The sequence below is a fragment of the Mitsuaria sp. 7 genome (assembly GCF_001653795.1).
In the GTDB taxonomy this organism is placed as follows: domain Bacteria; phylum Pseudomonadota; class Gammaproteobacteria; order Burkholderiales; family Burkholderiaceae_C; genus Roseateles.
The window spans coordinates 333383-354878 of sequence record NZ_CP011514.1 but is presented as its reverse complement, the minus strand read 5'-3'; the positions used below and the strand labels follow the sequence as shown (position 1 = coordinate 354878).

General features: G+C 68.3%; 22 protein-coding genes. 4 read left to right on the top strand and 18 right to left on the bottom strand.

Going from position 1 to position 21496, the window contains the following annotated elements; translation table 11 throughout:
- Nucleotides 1-58: 58 nt before the first annotated feature.
- The 11 genes from ABE85_RS01685 to ABE85_RS01635 form a co-directional block, all read right to left on the bottom strand.
- Nucleotides 59-271: a hypothetical protein gene (locus ABE85_RS01685; RefSeq protein WP_067269518.1), complete on the bottom strand. Its 213-nt coding sequence runs from the start codon at nt 269-271 to the stop codon at nt 59-61.
- Nucleotides 268-1020, bottom strand: coding sequence for a COG4280 domain-containing protein (locus tag ABE85_RS01680; RefSeq protein ID WP_067269516.1), 753 nt, complete (start codon nt 1018-1020; stop codon nt 268-270). Before ABE85_RS01680 ends, ABE85_RS01685 begins: the two co-directional genes overlap by 4 nt.
- Before the next feature lie 276 nt (nt 1021-1296).
- Nucleotides 1297-1746: a hypothetical protein gene (locus ABE85_RS01675; RefSeq protein WP_067269515.1), complete on the bottom strand. Its 450-nt coding sequence runs from the start codon at nt 1744-1746 to the stop codon at nt 1297-1299.
- Between the two features lie 49 nt (nt 1747-1795).
- Entirely contained in the window at nt 1796-2563 is a 768-nt protein-coding gene (locus ABE85_RS01670; protein ID WP_067269513.1) for a hypothetical protein, read from the bottom strand.
- Nucleotides 2564-2647: 84 nt separating this feature from the next.
- Nucleotides 2648-3034, bottom strand: coding sequence for a PepSY domain-containing protein (locus ABE85_RS01665; protein WP_067269511.1), 387 nt, complete (start codon nt 3032-3034; stop codon nt 2648-2650).
- 104 nt (nt 3035-3138) lie between these two features.
- Nucleotides 3139-3975 carry a ChbG/HpnK family deacetylase gene (locus tag ABE85_RS01660; RefSeq protein ID WP_067269509.1) on the bottom strand — a complete coding sequence of 279 codons (837 nt, stop codon included), beginning with the start codon at nt 3973-3975 and terminating at the stop codon, nt 3139-3141.
- 9 nt (nt 3976-3984) lie between these two features.
- Nucleotides 3985-5547 carry a glycosyltransferase family 39 protein gene (locus tag ABE85_RS01655; RefSeq protein WP_231993205.1) on the bottom strand — a complete coding sequence of 521 codons (1563 nt, stop codon included), beginning with the start codon at nt 5545-5547 and terminating at the stop codon, nt 3985-3987.
- Between the two features lie 56 nt (nt 5548-5603).
- On the bottom strand, nt 5604-6701 hold the full coding sequence (locus tag ABE85_RS01650) for a glycosyltransferase family 2 protein (protein WP_082938219.1): 1098 nt from the start codon (nt 6699-6701) through the stop codon (nt 5604-5606).
- Nucleotides 6702-6737: 36 nt separating this feature from the next.
- Entirely contained in the window at nt 6738-8147 is a 1410-nt protein-coding gene (locus ABE85_RS01645; RefSeq protein WP_067269507.1) for an ATP-binding protein, read from the bottom strand.
- Entirely contained in the window at nt 8144-8806 is a 663-nt protein-coding gene (locus ABE85_RS01640) for a response regulator (RefSeq protein WP_067269505.1), read from the bottom strand. The genes ABE85_RS01645 and ABE85_RS01640 overlap by 4 nt, the downstream gene beginning before the upstream one ends.
- A gap of 17 nt (nt 8807-8823) precedes the next feature.
- Nucleotides 8824-9423, bottom strand: a complete 600-nt coding sequence (locus ABE85_RS01635; RefSeq protein WP_067269503.1) for a phosphatase PAP2 family protein — start codon at nt 9421-9423, stop codon at nt 8824-8826.
- Nucleotides 9424-9616: 193 nt separating this feature from the next.
- Between ABE85_RS01635 and ABE85_RS01630 the strand changes: the two genes are divergently transcribed.
- Nucleotides 9617-10015: a GtrA family protein gene (locus ABE85_RS01630; RefSeq protein WP_067269501.1), complete on the top strand. Its 399-nt coding sequence runs from the start codon at nt 9617-9619 to the stop codon at nt 10013-10015.
- A gap of 26 nt (nt 10016-10041) precedes the next feature.
- Here the strand turns inward: ABE85_RS01630 and ABE85_RS01625 are convergent, their stop codons facing one another.
- Nucleotides 10042-10968, bottom strand: a complete 927-nt coding sequence (locus ABE85_RS01625; protein ID WP_067269499.1) for a LysR family transcriptional regulator — start codon at nt 10966-10968, stop codon at nt 10042-10044.
- 138 nt (nt 10969-11106) lie between these two features.
- On the opposite strand from ABE85_RS01625, the gene ABE85_RS01620 reads away from it, so the two are divergent.
- On the top strand, nt 11107-11835 hold the full coding sequence (locus tag ABE85_RS01620) for an SDR family oxidoreductase (RefSeq protein WP_067269497.1): 729 nt from the start codon (nt 11107-11109) through the stop codon (nt 11833-11835).
- A gap of 112 nt (nt 11836-11947) precedes the next feature.
- Here ABE85_RS01620 and ABE85_RS01615 read toward each other — a convergent pair whose 3' ends face one another.
- Entirely contained in the window at nt 11948-13153 is a 1206-nt protein-coding gene (locus ABE85_RS01615) for an MFS transporter (protein ID WP_231993204.1), read from the bottom strand.
- Between the two features lie 117 nt (nt 13154-13270).
- Between ABE85_RS01615 and ABE85_RS01610 the strand changes: the two genes are divergently transcribed.
- Nucleotides 13271-13717: a helix-turn-helix domain-containing protein gene (locus ABE85_RS01610; protein WP_067269493.1), complete on the top strand. Its 447-nt coding sequence runs from the start codon at nt 13271-13273 to the stop codon at nt 13715-13717.
- Nucleotides 13718-13797: 80 nt separating this feature from the next.
- Here ABE85_RS01610 and ABE85_RS01605 read toward each other — a convergent pair whose 3' ends face one another.
- Nucleotides 13798-14436 carry an NAD(P)H-dependent oxidoreductase gene (locus ABE85_RS01605; RefSeq protein ID WP_067269491.1) on the bottom strand — a complete coding sequence of 213 codons (639 nt, stop codon included), beginning with the start codon at nt 14434-14436 and terminating at the stop codon, nt 13798-13800.
- 74 nt (nt 14437-14510) lie between these two features.
- On the opposite strand from ABE85_RS01605, the gene ABE85_RS01600 reads away from it, so the two are divergent.
- Nucleotides 14511-14897, top strand: coding sequence for a MerR family transcriptional regulator (locus ABE85_RS01600; protein ID WP_067269489.1), 387 nt, complete (start codon nt 14511-14513; stop codon nt 14895-14897).
- A gap of 12 nt (nt 14898-14909) precedes the next feature.
- On the opposite strand, the gene ABE85_RS01595 is transcribed toward ABE85_RS01600, so the two are convergent.
- From ABE85_RS01595 to ABE85_RS01580, 4 genes are all read right to left on the bottom strand, one after another.
- The gene (locus ABE85_RS01595) at nt 14910-15485 is read right to left on the bottom strand and encodes a hypothetical protein (RefSeq protein ID WP_067269487.1); all 576 of its coding nucleotides are present in this window, start codon (nt 15483-15485) and stop codon (nt 14910-14912) included.
- Between the two features lie 128 nt (nt 15486-15613).
- Nucleotides 15614-16474, bottom strand: coding sequence for an AraC family transcriptional regulator (locus ABE85_RS01590; protein WP_067269485.1), 861 nt, complete (start codon nt 16472-16474; stop codon nt 15614-15616).
- A 34-nt stretch (nt 16475-16508) separates the two neighbouring features.
- A complete protein-coding gene (locus tag ABE85_RS27870; protein WP_067269483.1) occupies nt 16509-17654 on the bottom strand; it encodes a YbhB/YbcL family Raf kinase inhibitor-like protein in 1146 nt (381 codons plus the stop codon).
- A gap of 238 nt (nt 17655-17892) precedes the next feature.
- Nucleotides 17893-21243 (bottom strand): di-heme oxidoredictase family protein, encoded by a 3351-nt coding sequence (locus tag ABE85_RS01580; protein WP_231993203.1) that lies wholly within the window; start codon nt 21241-21243, stop codon nt 17893-17895.
- Nucleotides 21244-21496: the final 253 nt, after the last annotated feature.

Here is a 21496-nt window from a genome sequence, read left to right as displayed (position 1 = left end):
CCGGGAAGATAGCAGCACAGCGACCCGCATCGCGAGTGCGCACTCACAGGAAAAGCCTTCAACGCCGCCGGGACGCCGCAGCCCAGACATTCAACAGCAGCGTCAGGACGATGCCCGCCACCAGCGCGGCGAGCGCCCAGGGCTCTTCCAGCCAGCCCAGCCGGGTGCCGAGTCCCACCCCCAGCACCACGGCCAACGCGCCCAGGCACAGACCGGCGTCGGCCCAGAACATGCCGAAGAGCTCCTGGATCACTTCAAGGATCAGGCTCATGCGAATCTCCCGCGTTGCGGGCCACGCAGCCGCAGCAGACGCGCGGTGGCGAGGCCGGTGATGGCGAACAGCGCCACGAGGGCGAGCAGGGCCAGCTCCGCGCCGGGCCATCGCAGGCCCAGTCCCTCGCCGGTCCAGAACACGCCGAAGGCCGTCAGCAGGATGCCGACGCCGAACTTGAGCCCGTTCTCCGGCACCCGCGCCAGCGGCTGGCGCAGCACCATGCCGATCGCCAGCACGAGCACGCAAGCCGCGGCCGCGCCCAGCGAGGCCTCGAGGATCAGGTCGTGCCCCGCGCCGATGGCCAGCACGGTGAACGCCACTTCCATGCCTTCGAGCAGGACCGCCTTGAACACGGTGATCACGCCGATCCAGTCGCGGGCGTTGGACGATGAAGCGCCCTCGCCGAGTTCCCGCGTCGCCTTGTCGTAGAGCGCGCTCTCGTCGCGCAGCGCGAGGACACCGCCGGAACGCAGGATCGCCTTGCGCAGCCACCCCAGCCCGAACAGCAGCAGCAACACGCCCACGACCAGCTGCAGCGTGTGGATGGGCACGCGCAGCAGCGCGGGCCCGACGAGCGCGACGGTCGCGGCCAGCAGCGCGAGCGCGGCCAGCGTGCCCGTCCACGCCGCGCGCCAGCCGCGCGTGCTGCCGACGGCCAGGACGATCGTGAAGGCTTCGACCACTTCGACCAGGGAGGCCGCGAAGGCCGCTCCGATCGCCGGCCAGGCGGTGGACAAGGTACTCATCGTGCGCTCCCCGCAGTGGATTGTTCGTGCGTGAGGCTGCTGGCCCTCACCCCCACCCTCTCCCGCAAGCGGGAGAGGGAGCAACGTCTACCGCTGTTTGCGTTTGACACGGCTGCTCTTCCGCAAGCGAGAGAGGGAGCAAGAGGAGCCAGCGTTGCGAACAGCGCCGGTCGAACTCCCTCTCCCGCTTGCGGGAGAGGGTGGGGGTGAGGGCCAGCGGCCATGGCAGTCAACACGTGTCCCCATGCTGGCGTTCGACGCGGCTGCACGCCCTGCTCAATGCTTGCCCTGCAGCACATCGAAAGTCTGCATCAGCGCGTCCATCGCATCCGAGCACGACTTCGACGTCGGCTTGTCGGCGCGCAGGGCCTCCAACGCCCCGTCGATCGCCTTGTCCAGCCGGTGCCAGTCATACGCAGAGCGCGGCTTCAGCCCGGCCTCGGCACTGTCCCAGGCGAGCTCCAGATCCTTGATGCGGACGCGGGCGGCCATCAGCTCGTCGCGGTCGACGTGGGCCAGCACCTCGGTGGCGATGGCGCGGAAGGCCGAGAGATCGCCCAACCTGCTGGGCACCGGCGCGGCCGCCGAGGCCGGGGTCGTCCCGGCGAACGCGCCGGGCGCCGGGGGCGCGGTGGAGCCTCCGGCTTGAGGACTGCAGGCGGTGAGCGTGGCCATCACGACCGCGATGGCGGCGAGCGGCGCGCGGGGGCCGAAACGAGAGGTCATGTTGAATCCGAAGGAAGGTGGAAGAAGAAAAGGAGAAGAAGGCCAGGCGTCACACCGCCTCGCGGCGAAGGCGAAGCTGGGCGACGGCCACGAGCGACACGATCAGCAGCAGGAACGCGGCGGAGGTCCAGGCCGCGCCAATGCCCAGGCCGCCGTACGACCGGTCCTGCGTCAGCAGGTCGCCGATGGCGGCGCCGAACGGACGCGTGAGGACGTAGCCCACCCAGAAGGTGAGCACCGCATTGCCGCCCAGGCGCCACGCGGCATACGTGATGCCGATCAGCACGCCGAAGGCGATGGATCCGTTCACGAATCCCAGGCCCAGCGCCTCGGTGGCGAGGTCGCCGACTGCCGTGCCCAGCGCGAAGGTGCAGAGGATCGCGCCCCAGTAGAAGAGTTCGCGCCGACGGCTCGTGATCTCATGGATGGAGAGCGTGCGTTCGACCTTCCACCAGACCAGGAAGATCGCGGCCAGGGCCGCGGCGAACACGGCGGAGGACAGGTAGAGGCTGATGTTCAGGCCGTCGGTCAGCAGGTCGGTGATCTGCGTGCCGACGATGCTCACCAGCACCACGCAGAGCCAGTAGATCCAGGGCACGCACCGGCCCTGCCGCAACTGCAGGACCAGCGCCGCGATGAGCAGCGTGGCCATCAGGGCCGTGGTGCGCCCGGTGCCCCAGCCGACATTGACGGCGAGGAAGTCGGCGGCCGTTTCGCCGACCGTCGTGGAGAGGATCTTGATGATCCAGAAAGACAGGGCGATCTCCGGGACCTTGTTGTCCCATCGGACCAGTGATGCGCGGGGTGTTCTCTGCATGGGGGAAGACCTTGTGGAAGAGGCCGCCGCGGCAGGCTCTGTGCCAACGCGCGGCGGCTGGGAGGGGACGAAGGCGGGACGCGTTCAGTCCTTCTCGTCGCGGCCTTCGCGGTCTTCGCGATCGCCATTGCCATCCGATTCGTCGAGCGCGGAGGACAGGATCACGCCCTTCTCCGCATCGACGCGGACGTCGAAGACCTTGTCGCCGTTGACGACCTCGATGTCGTAGGCGTCGCCCTGCTTCGTGCGCTCGTACTCCGCGCGGCTGGCCTTGCCGTTGAGGTGCTGCTCGGCCACCGCCACCGCCTGCGCGAGCGACACCTTGGCCTTGGTCACGGCGATCGCGTCGTTCTCCGCGCCGCCCTTCCCGCCTTCCTGCTTCTCGGCGTAGGCCAGGGCGCCCGCGACGCTGGCGGAAATGGCGACCACGGCGAACACGCCGACCTTCATCGCTCGATTGACTGTCTTCATCGTTCACTCCTGTTGCGCAGACCGTTGCGCTGCACGCAGTCTGGCGGCGGGAGACTTATCGGCGACTGAACGGGTACTGAACGGAAGGCCTCGAAAGGATCGGTTCACACGGCGCGGCGCGCGCCGGCGAAGCGCTCGTCATCGAGGATGCGCGACATCGCTTCCAACCGGACGAAGTTCGAGCGCACATGCCACTCGAAGCGCTTGTCGGACAAGACCTGGTACTCGTCCAGCCGGGCCTGCGCGATGGGATCGCCGGGAACCGGCTGCGTGCTCGGATGGCACATGAGCAGATCGCCCTGCCGGGCCAGGTGCAGCCATCGCGTCAGCAGGGACTCGTAGCGCTCAGGTCCGCCGGTGAAGTCGTAGACGCCGAGCAGCCGCCGGTTGTGCGGGAAAGCGAGGACATCCGCCTCCGCCGTCAGCGCGCGACTGCCCAGCTGGCTGATCACCATCGGCTTGATCTGCCACCCCGCGGAACGCGTCGATCGCAGCCACGGCTTCTGGTACGGGTAGCGCCTCAACAGCACGTCGACCAGCGCATCACGGACCTGCGGGAACTGGTGGACATGCTGGTGACCGTCGATGAAGTCGGGACGACGCCCGATGTTCTGCTCGAAGAGGTCGAGCTGCGCATCGATCTCGTCGCGCAATTCGGCCAGCGACAGGCGGTCCAGCGTTCCCTGCATCCACAGGGACGACCAGGATTCCGGCGGCCGCGTGAGCGGGTACTGGGTGAGGTCCAGATGCAGGCCCAGGTCGGTGGGACCGCCGGTGTCCCGGCGCAGGGCCGAGGCGCCCGAGGTCCAGGCCGGCGCGCCGACCATGCACGACAGCGCGTGCACGCGCCCTTCCCGGCGCAAGGTCAGCGCCGCCTCGTTGACGCCTTCATGCAGACCGAAGTCGTCGATGCAGAGGCAGATGGATCGCAGTCCGTGCACGTCGCCTCCTCAGGAAGAACAGTCCAGCGCCGACGCCCGCAGACGCCAGAGCGCCATGTGCTTGTCGGTGCCGACGAGCTCGGCCTTGTCGAGCCAGGGATGCGCCTTCGCGAGCTCGATGTCGCCGATGGCCCACACCACCTGGCGGCTGCAGGCGATGGGCTTGATCGAGGACCAGGTCTGGAACGCGGACAGGTCGCGCCCGGCATCGACGAAGTCGCGGGTGTCCCACAGCTCCTTGCGCCAGCTGTCGCGGGCCATCAGCTCGGTGTCGTTCCAGTCCTCCACCACCACCATGGGCGCGCGCAGCCGCGCGTAGAACGGCACGTCGTACTCGAAGCGTTCCAGCATGACGACGCCGTCCTGCGGTTGACGCAGCGCCGCCAGTTCCCTGGCGAGATGCCGGTTCGACTTGCCCGCGCCCAGGCCGTACGCCGCGACGGCCGCGATGCCGATGACCGCGCCGACGGCGATCGAGGCGTAGCCCCAGCGCTGCCAGCGCGGCGCCAGCGTCACCACGCGCTGCCACGCCACCGCGATGAGTCCGGCCAGCGGCGGCAGGGTCGGCAGGATGTAGCCCACCAGCTTCGACTGCGGGATCGAGAAGAACAGCAGGATCACCGCGAACCACACCAGCAGCAGCCAGTGCAGCCCTTGCGGCCCGGGCGCCGGACGCCACAGCGCCCCCTTCCATCCCTTGAAGAGCCAGGGCAGCGCCGGCAGCGTCGCAACCATCAGCACGACGGGATAGAACCACATCGGCTGCACGTTGTTGAAGCCGCCGCCGGCAAAACGCTGCACATGCTGCACGACGAAGAAGTAGTGCAGGAAGCCGGGGAAGCGCAGCTGCATGGCGATGAACCACGGCGCGCAGACCAGCAGCATCAGCGCGATGCCCGGGATCCAAAGAAGGGTCCGGATGGTGCGCCATTGCCCCGAGAGTCCGAGCCAGAGCAGCAGCACGGCGCCGGGCAGCACGATGCCGATGAGGCCCTTGGCGAGGATGCCCAGCCCGGCCAGCGCGTACGCCGCGGCCAGCATGCGCCGATGCGGCAGTCCCGCGTTCGCGCGCAGCGCGGCATCAGCGCCCGCGGCGATCGTGGCGGTGATCATGCCGGCCACCAGCATGTCGAGGTTGGCGAACTGCGAGCCGACGAAGTACAGCGGCATCGCGAGCAGCGTCAGCAGCGCGCCCCACGCGTGCGCGGGCGACATCCAGCGACGCAGCAGCATGAACAGGCTCATCGCGCCGACCAGTCCGCCGATCAGCGGCGCCGCGCGCGCGGCCCAGACGCCCGGACCGAAGACCGCCATCGAGGCCTCCGTGATCCAGTAGAACAGCGGCGGCTTGTGGAAGAACGGCAGGCCGTTGAGCGTGGGGACCAGCCAGTCGCCATGCTGCAGGCCCTCCCAGGCCACGCCGACGTAGCGCCCTTCGTCGGGCAGCGACAGGGGCCGGGCCCACGCGGTGATCCACAGCCAGACGAAGCTCAGGGCGAAGGCGATCCAACCGTCGCGACGGCCGGACCGATCGGCAGGGGCTGCGGACGCAGCGGAAGCAGAAGCGGACACCTCGGAAACACCAGTGACGGGAGGGGCAGCGACAGGACGGGCAGGCACGGGACGATTCATTTTCTGGAGGCGTTCAGCCCGGTTCCCCAGGCGTTCTTGACGACGTACAGCGGACGGCCCTTGACCTCCTCGAAGATGCGGCCGACGTACTCGCCGACGACGCCGAGGAAGAGCAGCTGCAGCCCGGAGAAGAACATCAGCCCCACGACGATCGTGGTCCATCCGCTCACCGTGTGGCCGTAGAGGAAATACACGAGCGTCAGGTAGGCGCCGTACATGAAGGCCGCGAGCGCGAGCAGCACGCCCAGCGCGCTCGCCGCGCGCAGGGGCCAGGTCGTGAACGAGGTGAGGCCGTCCAGCGCGAGGTGGGCCAGACGCAGCGGATTGAAGTGGGTCCTGCCGTGCGCGCGGACCTCGGGCTGATAAGGCACGGCCACGGTCTGATAGCCGACCCACGCGTACAGGCCCTTCATGAAGCGGTTGCGCTCCGGCAGCGCCATCAGCGCGTCGACGACGGACCGGTCCATGAGCCGGAAATCCCCCGCCCCCGCCGGCACCTCGAAGCGCCCCGACCGGTTCAGCAGGCCGTAGAACAGCCGCGTGCCCACGCGCTTGTGCCAGGCCTCGTCGTCGCGCGTCGCGCGCACCGCGTAGACCATGTCGGCGCCGTGACACCAGTGGAAGATGAATTGCGGGATCAGGCGTGGATCGTGCTGCTGGTCGGCGTCCAGCATCACCACCACGTCGCCGACCGCCCGCGCGATGCCGGCCGTCAGCGCCGCTTCCTTGCCGAAGTTGCGCGAGAGCTGCAGCGCCACGACACCGGGGCGGCGCGCCCACTGGCGCAGGAGCAGGACCGTATCGTCCGAGCTGCCGTCGTCGACCAGGATGATTTCCCACTCGTCGCTGCACGAACTGAGCACCGCGCTCAGCCGGGGCAGCAGCTCGTTCAGGTTGGCGGCCTCGTTGAAGCAGGGCACCACGCAGGACACGCGGGGCCGCTGTTCGCGCAGCGGCGCGCCGGGATCGTGCAGCCGGGCAGCAGCGTTCGCAACGGCGTTCGCGGCGGCATGGGCCGGCGACGGCGCGTCGATGGGCAGGGCCGCCTGCCGGGCGGCGGGCCACGAGGACGCGAGGGGACGGACATCAGACATGTCCGTGAGTATCAAAAAGCGTCGCTTATCGCGTACTTAAGAATCCGGATGCAAATCCGCAGGCCTGGCGCGGCCGCCCCCTCCGGATGCGGGGCCGCTCAAGGGGAAGCGGATACGCACCTCCAGGCCCGGCCCCTGCGCGCGGTCCAGCAGCCGCACGCTCGCGCGGTGGCGCTCCGCGATGGCCTTGACGATGACCAGGCCCAGACCGCTGCCGACGTTCTCCCTGCCCGGGCCGCCGCCGCCGACGTCGCCGCGGAAGAATCGCCCGAACACGCGCTCCCGGTCCATCGCCGGAATGCCAGGCCCCGAATCGCGCACGAACAAGGTCGGGCAGCCGTCCTCTGTCACGGTGCCGACATCGATCACGCCGCCCTCGGGCGTGTGACGCAAGGCGTTCTCGATCAGGTTGTCGAGCAGCATCGCGAGTTGCCCGGCGTCCCCCAGTACCGCGGCGGGCCCGTGGAGTTCCGCGCCCAGATCGATGTGGGCGGATTCGGCCTTGGCCGCGAACGGCTCCAGCACCGTGCGGACCAGCTCGTCCAGATCGACGGGCGACAAGGGATCGAGCGGGCCCGCCGGGTCGGTCCGCGCGACCGCGAGCAGTTGCTCGATCAATCGCTGCGCGCGCACGACGCCCAGCTTGAGCGCGCCCGTGGCCGCCGTGCGTTCGAGCTCGTCCGCGCTGCGCTCGAGCAGCGTGAGCTGCAGCCGCAGCGCCGCGATCGGCGTGCGCAGCTCATGGGCCGCATCCCCGAGGAACTCGCGCTGCGCGCGGAAGGACTGGTCCAGCTTGGCCATCAGGCTGTTGATGGCGCGCACCATGGGCAGGAGCTCGGCGGGCACCGCGGAGGTATCGATCGCATCGAGCGAGCGGGCGCTGCGTCCCGCGATGTCGCGCGCCGCCGCGTCCAGCGGCCGCAGCCCCCGGCGCAAGCCGTAGATCAGCAGGCCCGCCACGATCAGCGCCATCGCGACCAGGAAGGGCAGGATCTTGGCCGCCGATTCGCCGGCCATCTCGCGTCGCGACGCACGGCGCTGCGCCGCCTGCACGATGCCGTTGTCGTGCACGGCGGTGTAGACGATCCAGTCCTCGCCGCCCAGGCGCGGGTGGGACAGGCCTTCCTTGCGCTCGAAGGTGATCGGCACGCGCGGATCCGACGAATAGATCAGCCGGCCGGCGGCATCCCAGGCGAAGGTCGCGATCTCGGTGTCGTCGGGTTCGTCATGGCGCTCGATCAGCACCGGCGCGTGGGCCTGCACGTGCGGCGCATTGCTGCGGTGATAGGTCGCCACGCCGGTGGCCACGTTGCGGAGGTCGTTGTCGAAGACCTCGTTCATCTCGTCGAGCGTGACGACGTAGGTCGTCATCGCCACCAGGGCCGATCCCAGCAGCAGCGTCCCGACGATCCACGCGAGCAGCTCGCGCTCGATCGAGCGCGTCATGGCGCGTTGCCGATCCGGTAACCGACGCCGCGCACGTTCTTGATGGTGGCGCTGCCGAGCTTCTTGCGCAGGTTGTGCAGGTGGACCTCGATCGCGTTGCTGGCGACCTCCTGGCCCCAGCCGTACACGGCCTCCTCCAGCCGCTCGCGCGACAGCACCGCGCCGGGTTTCTGCATCAGGGCCTCCAGCACGGCGAACTCGCGCGCGGAGAGTTCCACGACCTGCTCGGCCAGGGTCACCTCCTTGCGCACCGGATCCAGCGCCAGGTCGCCATGTCGCAGGACCGGGCTGCCGCTCCCCGCATGGCGTCGCAGCAGGGCCCGCACGCGCGCGACCAGCTCGTCCAGGTCGAAGGGCTTGAGGACGTAGTCGTCCGCGCCGGCCTCCAGCCCCGCGATGCGGTCCTTGACCGTGTCGCGCGCCGATGCGATCAGCACCGGCATCGAATCGCCGCCCTTGCGCAGTTCCTTCAGCAACTCCATCCCGTCGCCGCGCGGCAGGCCGAGGTCGAGGATCGCGAGGTCGTACACGCCTGTGGACAGGGACAGCTGCGCCGCGCGCGCGTCCGTCACCCAGTCGACGGCGAAGCCCGCGGACGCGAGGCCCTGCCGGACCGCGCGGCCGATCATGTCGTCATCCTCGATGAGCAGCAGTCTCATGCCTGTGTTCCCGTGCGTCAGCGCTGGTCCGGTCGGCGGCGGAAGTGCCGTCGCAGTCCCCGTCCCTGCGCTTCGTCCAGACGCAACGCTAACCGATGAACGGGCGCGCGCAGCCACCACGTGAGGGCCGAGGCCGCCGCGGCCACCGGCAGGGCCGCCAGGACGTCCCCGGGCAGGCTGGCGCCGAGGTAGATGCGGGACCATCCCACGGCCAGTCCCAGCGTCAGCAGGAAGGGGCCGGCCACGGAGAGACGGTCCTGCCCGAACGCGGTGATGGCCACGGCCCAGAGCATCGCCACGGAAGTTGACGGGAGATCGGGCAGCCATCCCTGCGGCAAGTATCGCGTGCCCGGGATCGCTTCCCGGCCCCACGCCGACGGGCCGAGCGTCCCCACCACGATCGCGGCGGCTCCGGCCAGGAGCAGCGCGATGACGGCGCCCGTCGCGAACTTCACCAGCTCCGCCCGGAGTTCCCGCTCCGCGATCCACCACGACAGGACGAGCCCGAGCAGCACGCCGCAGGCGCTCCATCGCGCCACGGCCATGGGCAGGAACAGCTGAGCCGGCGTGAGGCCGGGCGGCGCGTTGATGAGCGAGAACAGGTGGTGATTGAGCATGGGATGAGCCGGCCATGCTCGGCGGCGGCCACTTAACTGCGCCTTAACTGTCGGGCACGCGGCCGCCGGGGAACTGCCGGGGTGGTCTGCCAGCAACGCCGCGTGCCGCCGCGTGACGCCGTGTGAAGGGACACCGGGCTATTCTTCGCTCCCCCGGCGCGTCCAGGCGCCCGCCACCGACGATCGAGACCCTGTGCCTGACGTACACGCCCGCCGCATCCCCCGCTTCATCGCCGTCGGCACCGCCGCTGCGCTCGTGCACTGGCTGGTGGTGACGGCGATCGTCCAGACCTTGCACTGGCATCCGCTGATCGCCAACGTGCTGGGCTGGATCGTCGCGTTGCAGGTGTCCTTCTTCGGCCACCATCGGATGACCTTCCAGGGCCACGGCGTGCCGATGTGGCGCTCGGCGATGCGCTTCTCCGCGATCTCGGCGGGCGGCTTCCTCGTCAACGAACTGGCCTACGCCGCCCTGCTCCGCTGGACCGACCAGTCCTACCAGGTGAGCCTGGTGATCGTGCTGCTCGGGGTCGCCGTGCTGACCTACCTGCTCAGCAGTCGATGGGCGTTTCTTGCGCGACCGCAGGACTAGACACCGAGCCTCGCAGCCCACGGCCGTCAAGCACCGCCTTGGCGTGCTCCATCCGACTGCCCCTCAAGAAACTGGTCGCGCAGCCAGCTGACCGCCCTGTCTTCCTGCGCCCGCGGATGCCATCCCATCGCCAGCCGGAAGCGCGGCATGGGGAACGGCAGTTCGATCAGGTCGAGTTCTTCCTGGCCGTTCCTGAGCAGTGCGCGCGGCAGCGTGGCGACGCAGTCGCTCCCGCCGAGGATGAGCGGAATCTGGCTGTAGCTGGGCACCGCGGCCGCCACCGTGCGGCGCCGCCCGAGCTTGGCCAGTTCGTCATCCACGGGTGTCCAGAGATCGGCGCGCTCGGACACGATCACGTGGGGGACCTGGCAGTAGTCGTCCAGATCGGGCGGCTGCAGACCGCGCGGATGCCCGCGTCGCTGGGCGAAGGCGTAGTCCGTGTCCAGCAGCGGTCGCGCCTTGAGCGCGCCCGGCATCTTCGCGATGTCGCAGATGTAGAGGTCGATCTCCCCGCGCGCCATGCGCTCGACCAGGTTGGGGTCCGAGCCCGGCACCGTGGCGATCCTCAGCCCCGGATTTCCGGACCGCAGCACCCGCGTCATCGCGTCGGCGCCCACGATGGTGAAAACCGTGTCGTTGGCGGCGACCACGAAGGTGCGATGTGAGCTGGCCGCATCGAACACCAGCGGGTCCTCGACCACCTCGCGCAGGATCGCCAGCGCCTCGGCCAATCGCGGCCGCAGGGCCAGTGCGCGTTCGGTCGGCACCATGCCGCGGCCGGTCTCGGAGGCGACCAGCAGCGGATCCTGGAACACCTCGCGCAGACGCGCCAGATGGCCCGAGAGCGTCGACTGGCTCACGTGCAGGCGCAGTGCGGCTCGCGTCACGTTCAGCTCGGTGAGCAGCGCGTCGAGCGACAGCAGCAGCGGCAGGCTGGCGCGCTTCATATCCATTCGCTCGATACCTCGTATCCGGACACTGGGCTAACACCCGCGCAGGGTCGGGTCCTACGCTGACGGTTCCGGACTGCCAAGGCGGCCGGCGTAGGCCGCGTGGCGGCCCGTTCACTCTTCATCGATACCAAGTTCACCATGACCAAGAGAATCGCATTGATCACCGGCGCCAACAAGGGCATCGGCCTGGAAACGGCACGTCAGCTCGCACAGGCCGGGCATCGCGTCATCGTCACCGCACGCCAGCTCGACGCCGCGCGCCAGGCCGTCGCGGCGCTCACCGCCGAGGGGCTGGAAGCCGAGGCGCTCGCGCTCGACATCGCGGACAGCGCGTCGATCGCCGCGGCGGCGGCCGACATCGGGCATCGCCACGGTCGTCTCGACGTCCTCGTCAACAACGCCGGCATCATGCGTGATGCGCCCGACCGGACGCCGTCGCAGCAGTCGCTCGCCGCCTGGCGCGAGACCTTCGACACCAACCTCTTCGGCGCGATCGAGCTGACCGACGCACTCCTGCCGCTGCTGAAGCAATCGGACGCCGGCCGCATCGTCAACGTCTCCAGCCTGCTCGGTTCGATGGCCACGCACATCGACCCGAACTCGCCCTTCTATCACGTGAAAATTCCTGCGTACAACATCTCCAAGACCGCCCTCAACGCCTGGACCATTCATCTGGCCTACGAGCTGCGCGGCACCGCCATCAAGGTCAACGCGGCCAACCCCGGCTTCGTGAAGACGGACCTGCACGGCATGGACGCGCCGATGTCGCCGGCCGAAGGCGCGCGCACCAGCGTGCAACTCGCGACGCTGCCCTCCGACGGTCCGACCGGGTCGTTCTTCCACGAGGGTGCCGTACTGCCCTGGTGATTCGGAATGAAGAAGGCCGTGGCAGTGCGCCACGGCCTTTCACGGTCTTTGCACGGCCTCTGATCGGTCCGCGCTCACCGGCGATCATTGATCCGATCAGGTCGTGATCCGGTCAGGTCGTCGCATTCCTTGATGCTGCGTTTTCAGCCGAGCAGTCACCGCGTCTTCTGGGTTCCGTCGCTGCCCAGAACGCGAGTGCCAGCACGCTGATCCCGACGCCGAGTACACACACCGCCAGCCACCCGCCCCACGCATAGACCATGGTCGACGCCATCGCCCCAGCCCCGCTGCCGACCGCATAGAACAGCATGTAGCCGGCGATGAGTCGACCGTGCGATTCCGCCGGACCGCGCAGGATCAGCGCCTGGTTGGTGACGTGCAGCGCCTGGCAGCCCAGGTCGAGCACGACGACGCCCACCATCACCCACCACAGCGACAGCTGCATGCCGGCCAAGGGCGCCCACGCGAGCACCATCAGCAACAGTGCGGCGGCGCTCGCCTGACGGCTCCGACCGCGGTCGACCCAGCGCCCTGCCCTGCCTGCGGCCAACGCGCCCACTGCGCCCAGCAGTCCGAACGCACCTACCGCCGAATGCGAGAGCGAATACGGCGCTGCCGTCAGCGGCAACGACAGCGCACTCCAGAAGACGTTGAACGCGGCGAAGAGCAGCAGTCCGAGGATGCCGCGACGCAGGAGCACGCGATCCGATCCCAGCAGCGCGAGCGTCGAGCCGACCAGTTGCGGATAGCTCAGCGTCGATCGTGTCGCGGGCAACGATGGGAACCGCCGCCAAGCCACGAGGGCAACACCTGCCACCACAGCCGCGGACGCCAGATAGACGCCTCGCCATCCGAGCAGATCCGCGATGCCGCCTGCCCAGACTCGAGCCAGCAGCAACCCGATGACCACGCCGCCCTGCGTGGCGCCGACCACGCGTCCGCGTTCGTGCGCCGACGCGGCGTTGGCCGCGTACGCGAGGATGCCCTGCGTCATCGCCGTACCCAGCGCGCCGACGAGCACCATCCCGCCCATCAACAGGAGGTAGTTGCCAGCCATCGCGACGGCGAGCAGCGAGAGCACGAGGCCAATCAACTGCACCCGCATCAGGCGGGCTCTCGCGAATCGATCACCCAGCGGTACGACCAGCAGCAGCGCCAGCACCGAGCCGATCTGCGTCGCCGTCACGATCGAGCCGATCGCGGCCGGCGCCACGTTGAAGTCCGCGGCGAGGCTGTCGAGCAGCGGCTGCGCGAGATAGACGTTGGAGACGCAGACCGCGCCGGTGACGGCGAACAGCGCGAGCTGGCGCGTGGGCATTGCGTCTGAAGACGACGGTTCCTGCATGGCTCTACTGGTTTTGTTTTGAAACCAGATCAGCATATCAGGTAGTTTTAAAATGCAACCTGATGGCACAAACGCCGATGGGAGATCGAGATGGCTGAGCGAAAGCGCATGAACGACGCGACGTGCCCCGTGGCACGCGCGGTGGACATCGTGGGAGACCGCTGGTCGCTGCTCATCGTGCGGGACGCGTTCGATGGCATCACCCGCTTCGGAGACTTCCAGACCAGCCTGGGCGTGGCGAAGAACATCCTCGCGACCCGGCTGAAGGCGCTGGTCGCTGAAGGCGTGCTGGAGGTGCAGCCGGCGACGGATGGCTCGGCGTATCAGCAGTACGTGCTGACGCCCAAGGGAGAGACGCTCTTCCCGATCGTCGTGGCGCTGCGCCAATGGGGCGAGGACCACCTGTTCCGCCGGGGCGAACGCCATTCGCGCCTGGTGGAGAAGCAGACGGGACAGCCGGTCGGCCGGCTGACGGTTACGAACAAGCGCGGCGACGCGGCGGGCTTCGACGACTTCGAGGTCGTCGGCAAGACCTGACCCATAGCCGACACCCTATCGCCTGTCCCGAACGAAAAGGGCCGAGGCACTGCGCCACGGCCCTTGTGCCGACGAGACGGTTACGCGATCTCGCTGATCAAGGCATCGCGACTGCGCCTGACCTTCTTGAGGCCCACCAGCCAGTCGCCTGCTTCGTCCCGGTATCCCACCGGCAGGATCACGACGCTACGCAGGCCGCGTTGTCGCAGCTGCAGGATCTCGTCCAACGCATCGGGATCGAAGCCTTCCATCGGCGTGGCATCGACTTCCTCTGCCGCCGCGGCGACCAGCGCGAAGCCGAGCGCGATGTAGGCCTGGCGGGCGGCGAACTGGAAATTGACCTCGGCGCCCCGCGTCGCCACGATGTCGAGCAGCATCTGCCGATAGTTCTCCCACCCTTCGTTGGCGGTCTGGCGGATGTCGTTGGCCAGGTCGAACATCATGTTGATGCGCTCCGGCGTGGTCTGGTCCCACGCGGCGAAGACCAGCAGGTGGGAGCTGTCGACGATCTGCTGTTGCTGATACCCGATCGCCTTGATCTTCTCCCGGATCTCCGGGTTCGACACGACGATGAGCTCGAAGGGCTGCAAACCGCTCGACGTCGGCGCAAGCCGCACGGCCTCAAGAATGCGGTCCAGCTTGTCGGCGGGAACCTTCTTGGAAGGGTCGTATTTCTTCGTGGCGTAGCGCCAGTTCAGTTGATCCAGAAGCGAGGTCATGAAGCGCTTTCAAGCTTGAAGTTGATGACGCCGCCTACACTAAGTTTGAAGTCAACTTCAAGGTCAAGTGGAATATGCGCATCGGGGAACTCGCGGATAAAAGCGGCTTGGCGACGTCGGCCATCCGCTACTACGAACGGCAGGGACTGCTGCCCGCGCCGCTGCGTGCCGATAACGGGTATCGCCACTACCCCTCGAGCGCGGTCGAGCGGCTGCGGCTGATCCGTCTCAGCCAGAAGCTGGGCTTCACGCTCGACGTGATCCGGAGCCTGTTCTCCGAGACAGGCGAATGCTCGTACAGCCAGACCTTCGCGGAGGTCAACGTCCGACTCCAGGAGGTGGAGCAGCTGCAAGCCACGCTCGCTGAGCAGCATCAGAATCTGCTGGATCTGCGCAAGCTGCTGAGTCATCGCTTAGAGACGGGGGAAACGTTGCCATGCACCGCGTCGCAGACGCAGTGACACGGCTCCTGCTCATCTCCCCACCAGCTTGAAGTCGAAGTTGATCGACAGCTTGTTGTCCCCGGCCTTCACCGAGTCGATCTTCAACGCTTGCACTTCGCCTTGCAGGCGGCTGCCTGAGCCCTTGAGCATCTCCTCGACCGCCTTCTTCACGTCGAACTCGACGGCGCCCGGCAACGCCGGCGCGAGGCCCAGGTTCAAGAGGTTGCGCGTGTTGGGATCCTCCACCTCGTCGACGCGGATCTCGGTCAAGCGCACGACGTGACCCTGCGCGATCGGAGCCGCTGACACGGTCGCCCAGCTCGCCAACGCGACGCCGAGGCACTCCCGTCCCGAGGGAACACCCAGCTTGCTGCTGAGGTGGACGCGGATGATCACGCGCCCGTTCTGGAGCGACACCTTGGGGTCTTCGAGATAGGCGTAGCACGCGCCCTTCTGCAGATAGAGCCGCCCTTCGTCCTTGAACATGCCTTCGATCAGCAGCGACTGCACCGCGGACTGCTCCAGCACGATCTCCGCGCACCGACCAACACTGGGCAAGCCGAACAAGGCGGCGGCGAGGGTCCCACAGATGACGAGGTTCTTCATGGTCTCCACCAACGGATGGCCGGCGAAGCGTGCCGACTGATCCGACCCAGTCTGCCATGGGATGCGAGTGCGGCCTCAGAACGGAAAGAGGCCGTGGCAATGCGCCACGGCGGCCGTCGAGATCCTCGTCATGGCGCGGGCTCAGGATCCCGCTGGTGCACACGGATCGCGCTCGGCGTGAACCCGAAACGCTGGCGGAAACGCGCGCTGAAGTGCGATGGCGTCTGGAAGCCGCAGCCCAGCGCGATTTCCGTGATCGGCCGCATCGAGGACTGCAGCATGCGCAGCGCATGCGACATCTGCGTGTCCAGCAGGATGTCGCTGAACGACGTCGCTTCCTGAGCCAGTTTGCGACGCAGCGTCGCCTCGCTGGTCGCGAGCTCGCGCGCGACGTCCGGCGCGCTCCAGGAGCGGCCGATGTCGCGGCTCAGCGTCGTGCGCACGCGAGTGCTCATTGAACTGAACTCACGTTCGTTGAAGCGCACGCCGCTGAGTCCCAACCAGACCAGGACCTCCTGCAGGCGAAGGCGGCAAATCTCTTGTGGCACGGAGTCGTCGCCAAGGCTTGCTCTCGCCCTGGTGAAGGCGTCAGCGAGGTCAGGCACCAGCGTCCCGATGAACTGCGCGCCGCGGACCAGGGCTTGTTCGGCATGGCGCGCCGCGTGCTCGTTCAGCAGGCTGCGGTCCCACACCAGCCAGTAGGCGCAGTAGTCGCCATGGTCGACCGTATCGACACGATTCGTGATGTCGACGGTCTGACCGCCTGCCACGGCCACCGCCTGCCCCGGCAGTACCCGGCATTCGCCGCCCGCCCAGCGCACCCGCTTCTCCCCCCGGACCACGACGATCAGGATCGGCTGCTCGATGTACAGCTGCTTGATCTCGACGCTCGAGTGCTGGCGGATGGCCGCTGTGATCCCCAGCTCCGCACGCCATGCGATGTGTGGCTCCATGAAGGACAGGGGGCTGGTGGGGGCGAGGATGGACATGCGCAAGGGGGATGGTGGCACGGCAGACGTGAGATCAGCGGCTACCAGTCACGGTGAGCGTGGCCTTGCCGAGGCTGTTGCCCCGGATCACGAAGCCCACGAGGGCTGGGCTCGGCTGGGGCGGCAACATCTGGGCGAGGTTCTCCACCGCGATCGCGTGCACCGTCAGTTCATAGCGGTGGCTGCTGCCGCTGGGCGGGCAGATTCCACCATAGCCGGTCACGCCAGCATCGTTTCGAACGGCCAACGCGCCGGCGGGCGGTGTGGCCGCCGCGTTGGTGGCGAGCGATTGCACGCTCGCTGGCAGATCCGCCATCACCCAGTGCCAGAAGCCCGAGCCTGTCGGCGCGTCGAGATCCAGCATCGTGATCGCGTAGCTTCGGGTGCCGGCCGGCGCCCCGCTCCATGCGAGCCGCGGCGACAGGTTGCCGCCATCGCAACCCAGGCCGGCGGCCGCCGGCGCGAACTGGGCATTGCCGAATTTCCCGCCCGACGCGTCGCCGCTGGTCAGCACGAAGCCGGTGGGCTTGGGTTCGTCCGGACCGCTTCCAAGCGTGCCCCTCCCCGCCAATGCGGTCAGCGTGGCCTTGCCCAGACTGTTCCCCGCGATGACCAGCCCCACCAGCGCCGGGCTCGCGTCAGGCGGCAGCATGGTGGCCAGCTTGGGGACCTTCAATGCATACACCGTGATGTCGTAGCGATGGATCTGACCCTCGGGCGGGCAGGCGCCGCTGTAGCCGGCCACGCCGGCATCGTTCCTGAACGGCGCGCCGCTGGCGGGCTGCAGCGCGCCTTCGTCCAGCCCGTTGAGCGCCGGGGGCAGGTCTGCGACAACGGCATGCCAGAAGCCGGAACCGGTCGGGGCATCCCGGTCGTGAACCGTCACGGCCAGGCTCTGCGTGCCGACAGGGACATTCCGCCAGGACAGCTGCGGCGACCGGTCGTGACCCGCGCAACGCGACGAGTACTGCGCCTGCTGCATCGCACCGTCGATGAGGCTGGTGCTGCTCACCGAAAAACCGGCGTCCGCCGGTGCCCCGATCGCGTCGTCATCGGAGCCGCAGGCCGAGATGAGCAGCGGCAGCAGCCAGGTCGCGGCATGCCGCGGCCGAAGTCTGCGGCTTGGCCCCGCAGGTTGATTGGATGGGGAACGGAACAGGTCGAACTCTGGAATCGGCATGCGAATCACCTTGTGAAGACACCGGGCGAATGCTCCGGGCGACACGGGACTGCCGCCGTTGAGTGCCGATCAGAAAATGTCGGAATCCGATCAATTGCAGGCGCGGTCTCGGGCCTGCCAGGTGCCACGGGCCGCGGGCCGCGGGCACCGCCTCAGAACGAAAAAAAGGCCGTGGCATTGCGCCACGGCCTTTGTCGTTGCGGGACGGGCGCGCGAAGCGCCCGTCTCCTTCAACCCATCACAGCGTCTTCAGCCACGCCAGCAGCGCGTCGCGGTCCGCCTTGGACAGCTGCTCGAAGCGCTGACGCGACTTCTCGCCTTCGCCGCCGTGCCACAGGATGGCTTCGGTCAGGTTGCGGGCGCGGCCGTCATGCAGGTAGCCGACCGGTTGACCCTGGGCGACCTTCTCCGTGTAGCCGATGCCCCACAGAGCCGTCGTACGCCACATCGCGCCTTGCGCCTGGCCTTCCGGCAGGTTGTCCGCCAGGGCCGGGCCCATGTCGTGCAGCAGCAGGTCGGTGAAGGGACGGATCGTCTGGTCGCGCAATTCCGCGAACGGATGGTTCTTGCCCGTCTTCATCTCCGCCGTGTGGCAGGCCGCGCAACGCAGCGCGTCGAACACCTTGCGGCCGTTGGCCACCAGGACCGCATCCACGCGATGCTCGTCCGTCGGCATCACACCCTTCGGGAATCCGCTCGGGATGCTCCGTTGGGCCGGCACCGCCAGCAGCTGCATGTACTGCGTCAGCGCGGTCAGGTCGGCTTCCTGGATGCCCTTCTGCGCCGGCGCCGTGCGGCACCCTTGCGGGTCCGTCGTGCAGCTGCGGTTCGGGTACACCGGCGAGGTCACCGACATGTCGTTCAGCAGCGCGTTGGCCACCTGGTGACGGATGCTGGCCTTGGACGCCTTCCAGCCGAAGCGGCCCAGACGCGTGGCGCCGGTTTCCGGATCGAAGGTGTAGTTGGCCTTGCCCACCACGCCGTCCTGGTCCGGCGACGTGCGCGCACGGGCCAGGATGTCGGCTTCAGGCACCGCTTCCAGCAGACCGACACCCAGCAGCGGCAGCGCAGCGCGAGCCGACCACAGTTGCGGGGTGGGACCGTCGAAGGCGAACTTCGGCTTGCGCAGCTCGACCTTGGAGCCGTCCGCCAGCGTGACGCTGCTGACATCGAAGCCCGCGACCTTCACCGCGTTGCCCCAGTCCTGCGGCGCGCCGGTGGGCGAGGTCGAGTTCATCTGGATCGCCGAGCCGTAGCGCGGGTCCGGACGGATCGAACCGTCAGCCGCCTTGATCGCGACGTGGAAGGCCATCTTGTCCAGACGCTGGTCCACCGTGAACGGCGCAGGGCTGCGACCGTTGTTGGTGTGGCACTGCACGCAGGCCGTGGCGTTGAAACGGGTGCCCGCCAGGTTCTGGATCGAGGTCATCGCGTCGTTGCCGGGCTCGATGTGCGCGCCCGTCACGAAGCTGCTGTGCACCGCGCGGCGGCCTTCAACGAATCGCTGCAGGTTCTGCATGCCGATGTTGTTGAACGGCTGCTGGAACATGCGCCAGCCTTCGTCCGAGTAGTTGTACGACACGGAGCCGAGACCGCCCGACAGGACGGCATCCGGCAGCGGCACGCTGTTCAGGCGCGGCTGGACGCCGTACCACGGACGCAGGCCGGTCCCCATGACGTAGATGACTTCGCTGGTGTAGTAGCGGATGTCGCCCTTGTCGCCGATCGCGTCCATCGCGGCGCGGCTGGAGAAGAACGAGCCCGTGAACTCGATCGCCTCGCCCAGCTGCAGCGGACGCGCCGGGATGTTGACGCCGTTGGGCACCAGCACGCCGTTGCCGTTGGGCGCCAGGTCGGTGTGACCCGGCATGTTGTCCAGCACCACGGAGCAGCCGTCGTTCGCGCCGATGATGCCCTTGTAGCCCGAATCGGGCTTGGCCAGGCCGTTCTGCGGCGGCTTGGGCACCACCGGGCAGGAGGTCTTGTCGACGAAGCCGTCCGTGTAGGTCGTCGGATCCAGCAGCTGCCCCGGCGACATCCAGCCGTAGCCGGTGACGCCCGGATCGTCGATGCGGCGGAAGAACGAATGACCGCCGCCGCGCTGCGCCTGCGGGAAGTACTGGTTGACGATCAGACGCGGCTTGGTGACGCCCGCGACGCGGCTGTTGTCGATGAACTCCACGCCCCACGTGCGATTCTTGAAGTAGTTCGCAACGAAGTTCATGTAGTTGCCCGGGCCCTTGTCCTGCGGATTGCCGTTGGCATCCACGGTGTCGTTGGGTCCGAAGCCGATCTCGTTCCAGTCCTCGCCACGCTCGCGACCGTGACGGCCGACGCCGCGTTGGCCGAAGCGGGTGATCAGCGTGCCGTCCGGCAGCGAGAACTGGATCTGCTCGATGGGCGCCTGCGGGTTGAACAGCGGACTCGCGCCCGCGCCGTTCGCCGGGAAGGAGAACGGCGTCGTGGTCGTGGTCGGGATGCTGTTGTCGCTGCCGACGGTCTTGAACTCGACCTCGAACAGCGAGTAGCCGTAGTTCGTCGCGCGGGTCACGCCCTGCATGCGGACGAAGCGCGTCTTCACGCCGAGGTTGAAGTACTCCTCGGTGCCGCCCTTGCCGGCCGGCTGGTTGCGCAGGCGCGTCCAGGTCTTGCCGTCGTCCGAGATCTGGATCTCGTAGGCCTTGCCGTAGGCGTTCTCCCACACGAGCTTCATGTAGCCCAGCGGCTGCGCCGTGCCGAAGTCGTACTGGATCCAGGCGCCGTCTTCGGGCTTGGAAGCCCAGCGCGTGGCCAGGTTGCCGTCGATCGAGTTCTTCGCGGCCAGGCCGTCGTTCTCGGGGGCCGACGAGATCGTCGCCACGGGCTTGATCGCCACGCCCGGCTTGCTCGTGTCACCGACGGGGTCCGTCGGCTGCGTGGGCGTCGTCGGGTTGGTGGGCGTGGTCGGCGTCGTCGGATCGGTGGGATTCGTCGGCGTGGTCGGGTCCGTCGGGGTGGTCGGCGGGACCGGCGTGCCGGTGAAGGCCTGGATCTCGAAGATCGAGTAGCCGTAGCCCGTCGAGCGGGTCACGCCCTGCACGCGCAGGTAGCGGCCCTGGCCGCCCAGACCCTTCAGGTCCTCGACGCCGCCGGGGCTGTTCTCGACCGTCTTGATCGTGGTCCAGGTCTTGTTGTCCTCGGACGTCTGCAGCAGGTACTTCTTCGCGTGGGCGTTTTCCCAGTTGATGCGGACCCGCGAGATCGTGACGCTGCTGCCGTAGTCCAGCGTCAGCCATTCGTTGTCGGTGAACGCGGAGCCCCAGCGGCTGTTGTCGTCCTTGTCGATGGCCTTGGCGCCGCTCAGGTCGCCGCGCTCCATCGAGCTGCCGGTGGCGGAGACGGGCGTGAGCGCCGTCTCGGTGCCGTTGTCGCCGGCCATGCGCTTGGCGCGTGCGGCGCTGTCGGCGCTGCCGCCGCTGTCGTCCGATGCGATCTGGACGCCGCCTTGCTGGCCGCCTCCGCCGCCGCCGCATGCGGCGAGCAGCGCGCTGCCCAGCAGGGCAGGGACAAATGCCCTGCCCATCAAGATGCCGAGTTGCTTGAACTCCATGGTGGTTCCCTCCCGTGCCTGTGGGTGCGATCGGTGCCGCGGGGGGTGGTGTCCGCGACCGCTCTCATGTGGACCTGGTTTGGTCCGGCGCACGTACCGCCCATCGGCACGCGTCGCTCGCTGCTTGTCCCTCCAGAGAGGGGCAGGCGGCGGCAGTGTCCGCGTTTGTTTTGCCGGGCGGCAAGTTTTAATGTGTGTCGAATTGATGCCCCTGTCGAGGGGGATGCAACGGTATCGATACCAGCGCACCAAG

Excerpts from the sequence above, each read along its gene's own strand:
- ABE85_RS01600 (WP_067269489.1), top strand. The coding sequence starts at position 14,511 with ATGCGCATCGGGGAACTCGCGGATAAAAGCGGCTTGGCGACGTCGGCC.
- ABE85_RS01665 (WP_067269511.1), bottom strand. The coding sequence starts at position 3,034 with ATGAAGACAGTCAATCGAGCGATGAAGGTCGGCGTGTTCGCCGTGGTC.
- ABE85_RS01635 (WP_067269503.1), bottom strand. The coding sequence starts at position 9,423 with ATGCTCAATCACCACCTGTTCTCGCTCATCAACGCGCCGCCCGGCCTC.
- ABE85_RS01610 (WP_067269493.1), top strand. The coding sequence starts at position 13,271 with ATGGCTGAGCGAAAGCGCATGAACGACGCGACGTGCCCCGTGGCACGC.
- ABE85_RS01605 (WP_067269491.1), bottom strand. The coding sequence starts at position 14,436 with ATGACCTCGCTTCTGGATCAACTGAACTGGCGCTACGCCACGAAGAAA.
- ABE85_RS01675 (WP_067269515.1), bottom strand. The coding sequence starts at position 1,746 with ATGACCTCTCGTTTCGGCCCCCGCGCGCCGCTCGCCGCCATCGCGGTC.
- ABE85_RS01645 (WP_067269507.1), bottom strand. The coding sequence starts at position 8,147 with ATGACGCGCTCGATCGAGCGCGAGCTGCTCGCGTGGATCGTCGGGACG.
- ABE85_RS01640 (WP_067269505.1), bottom strand. The coding sequence starts at position 8,806 with ATGAGACTGCTGCTCATCGAGGATGACGACATGATCGGCCGCGCGGTC.
- ABE85_RS01620 (WP_067269497.1), top strand. The coding sequence starts at position 11,107 with ATGACCAAGAGAATCGCATTGATCACCGGCGCCAACAAGGGCATCGGC.
- ABE85_RS01595 (WP_067269487.1), bottom strand. The coding sequence starts at position 15,485 with ATGAAGAACCTCGTCATCTGTGGGACCCTCGCCGCCGCCTTGTTCGGC.
- ABE85_RS01680 (WP_067269516.1), bottom strand. The coding sequence starts at position 1,020 with ATGAGTACCTTGTCCACCGCCTGGCCGGCGATCGGAGCGGCCTTCGCG.
- ABE85_RS01580 (WP_231993203.1), bottom strand. The coding sequence starts at position 21,243 with ATGGAGTTCAAGCAACTCGGCATCTTGATGGGCAGGGCATTTGTCCCT.
- ABE85_RS01670 (WP_067269513.1), bottom strand. The coding sequence starts at position 2,563 with ATGCAGAGAACACCCCGCGCATCACTGGTCCGATGGGACAACAAGGTC.
- ABE85_RS01615 (WP_231993204.1), bottom strand. The coding sequence starts at position 13,153 with ATGCCCACGCGCCAGCTCGCGCTGTTCGCCGTCACCGGCGCGGTCTGC.
- ABE85_RS27870 (WP_067269483.1), bottom strand. The coding sequence starts at position 17,654 with ATGCCGATTCCAGAGTTCGACCTGTTCCGTTCCCCATCCAATCAACCT.
- ABE85_RS01590 (WP_067269485.1), bottom strand. The coding sequence starts at position 16,474 with ATGTCCATCCTCGCCCCCACCAGCCCCCTGTCCTTCATGGAGCCACAC.
- ABE85_RS01625 (WP_067269499.1), bottom strand. The coding sequence starts at position 10,968 with ATGGATATGAAGCGCGCCAGCCTGCCGCTGCTGCTGTCGCTCGACGCG.
- ABE85_RS01685 (WP_067269518.1), bottom strand. The coding sequence starts at position 271 with ATGAGCCTGATCCTTGAAGTGATCCAGGAGCTCTTCGGCATGTTCTGG.
- ABE85_RS01650 (WP_082938219.1), bottom strand. The coding sequence starts at position 6,701 with ATGTCTGATGTCCGTCCCCTCGCGTCCTCGTGGCCCGCCGCCCGGCAG.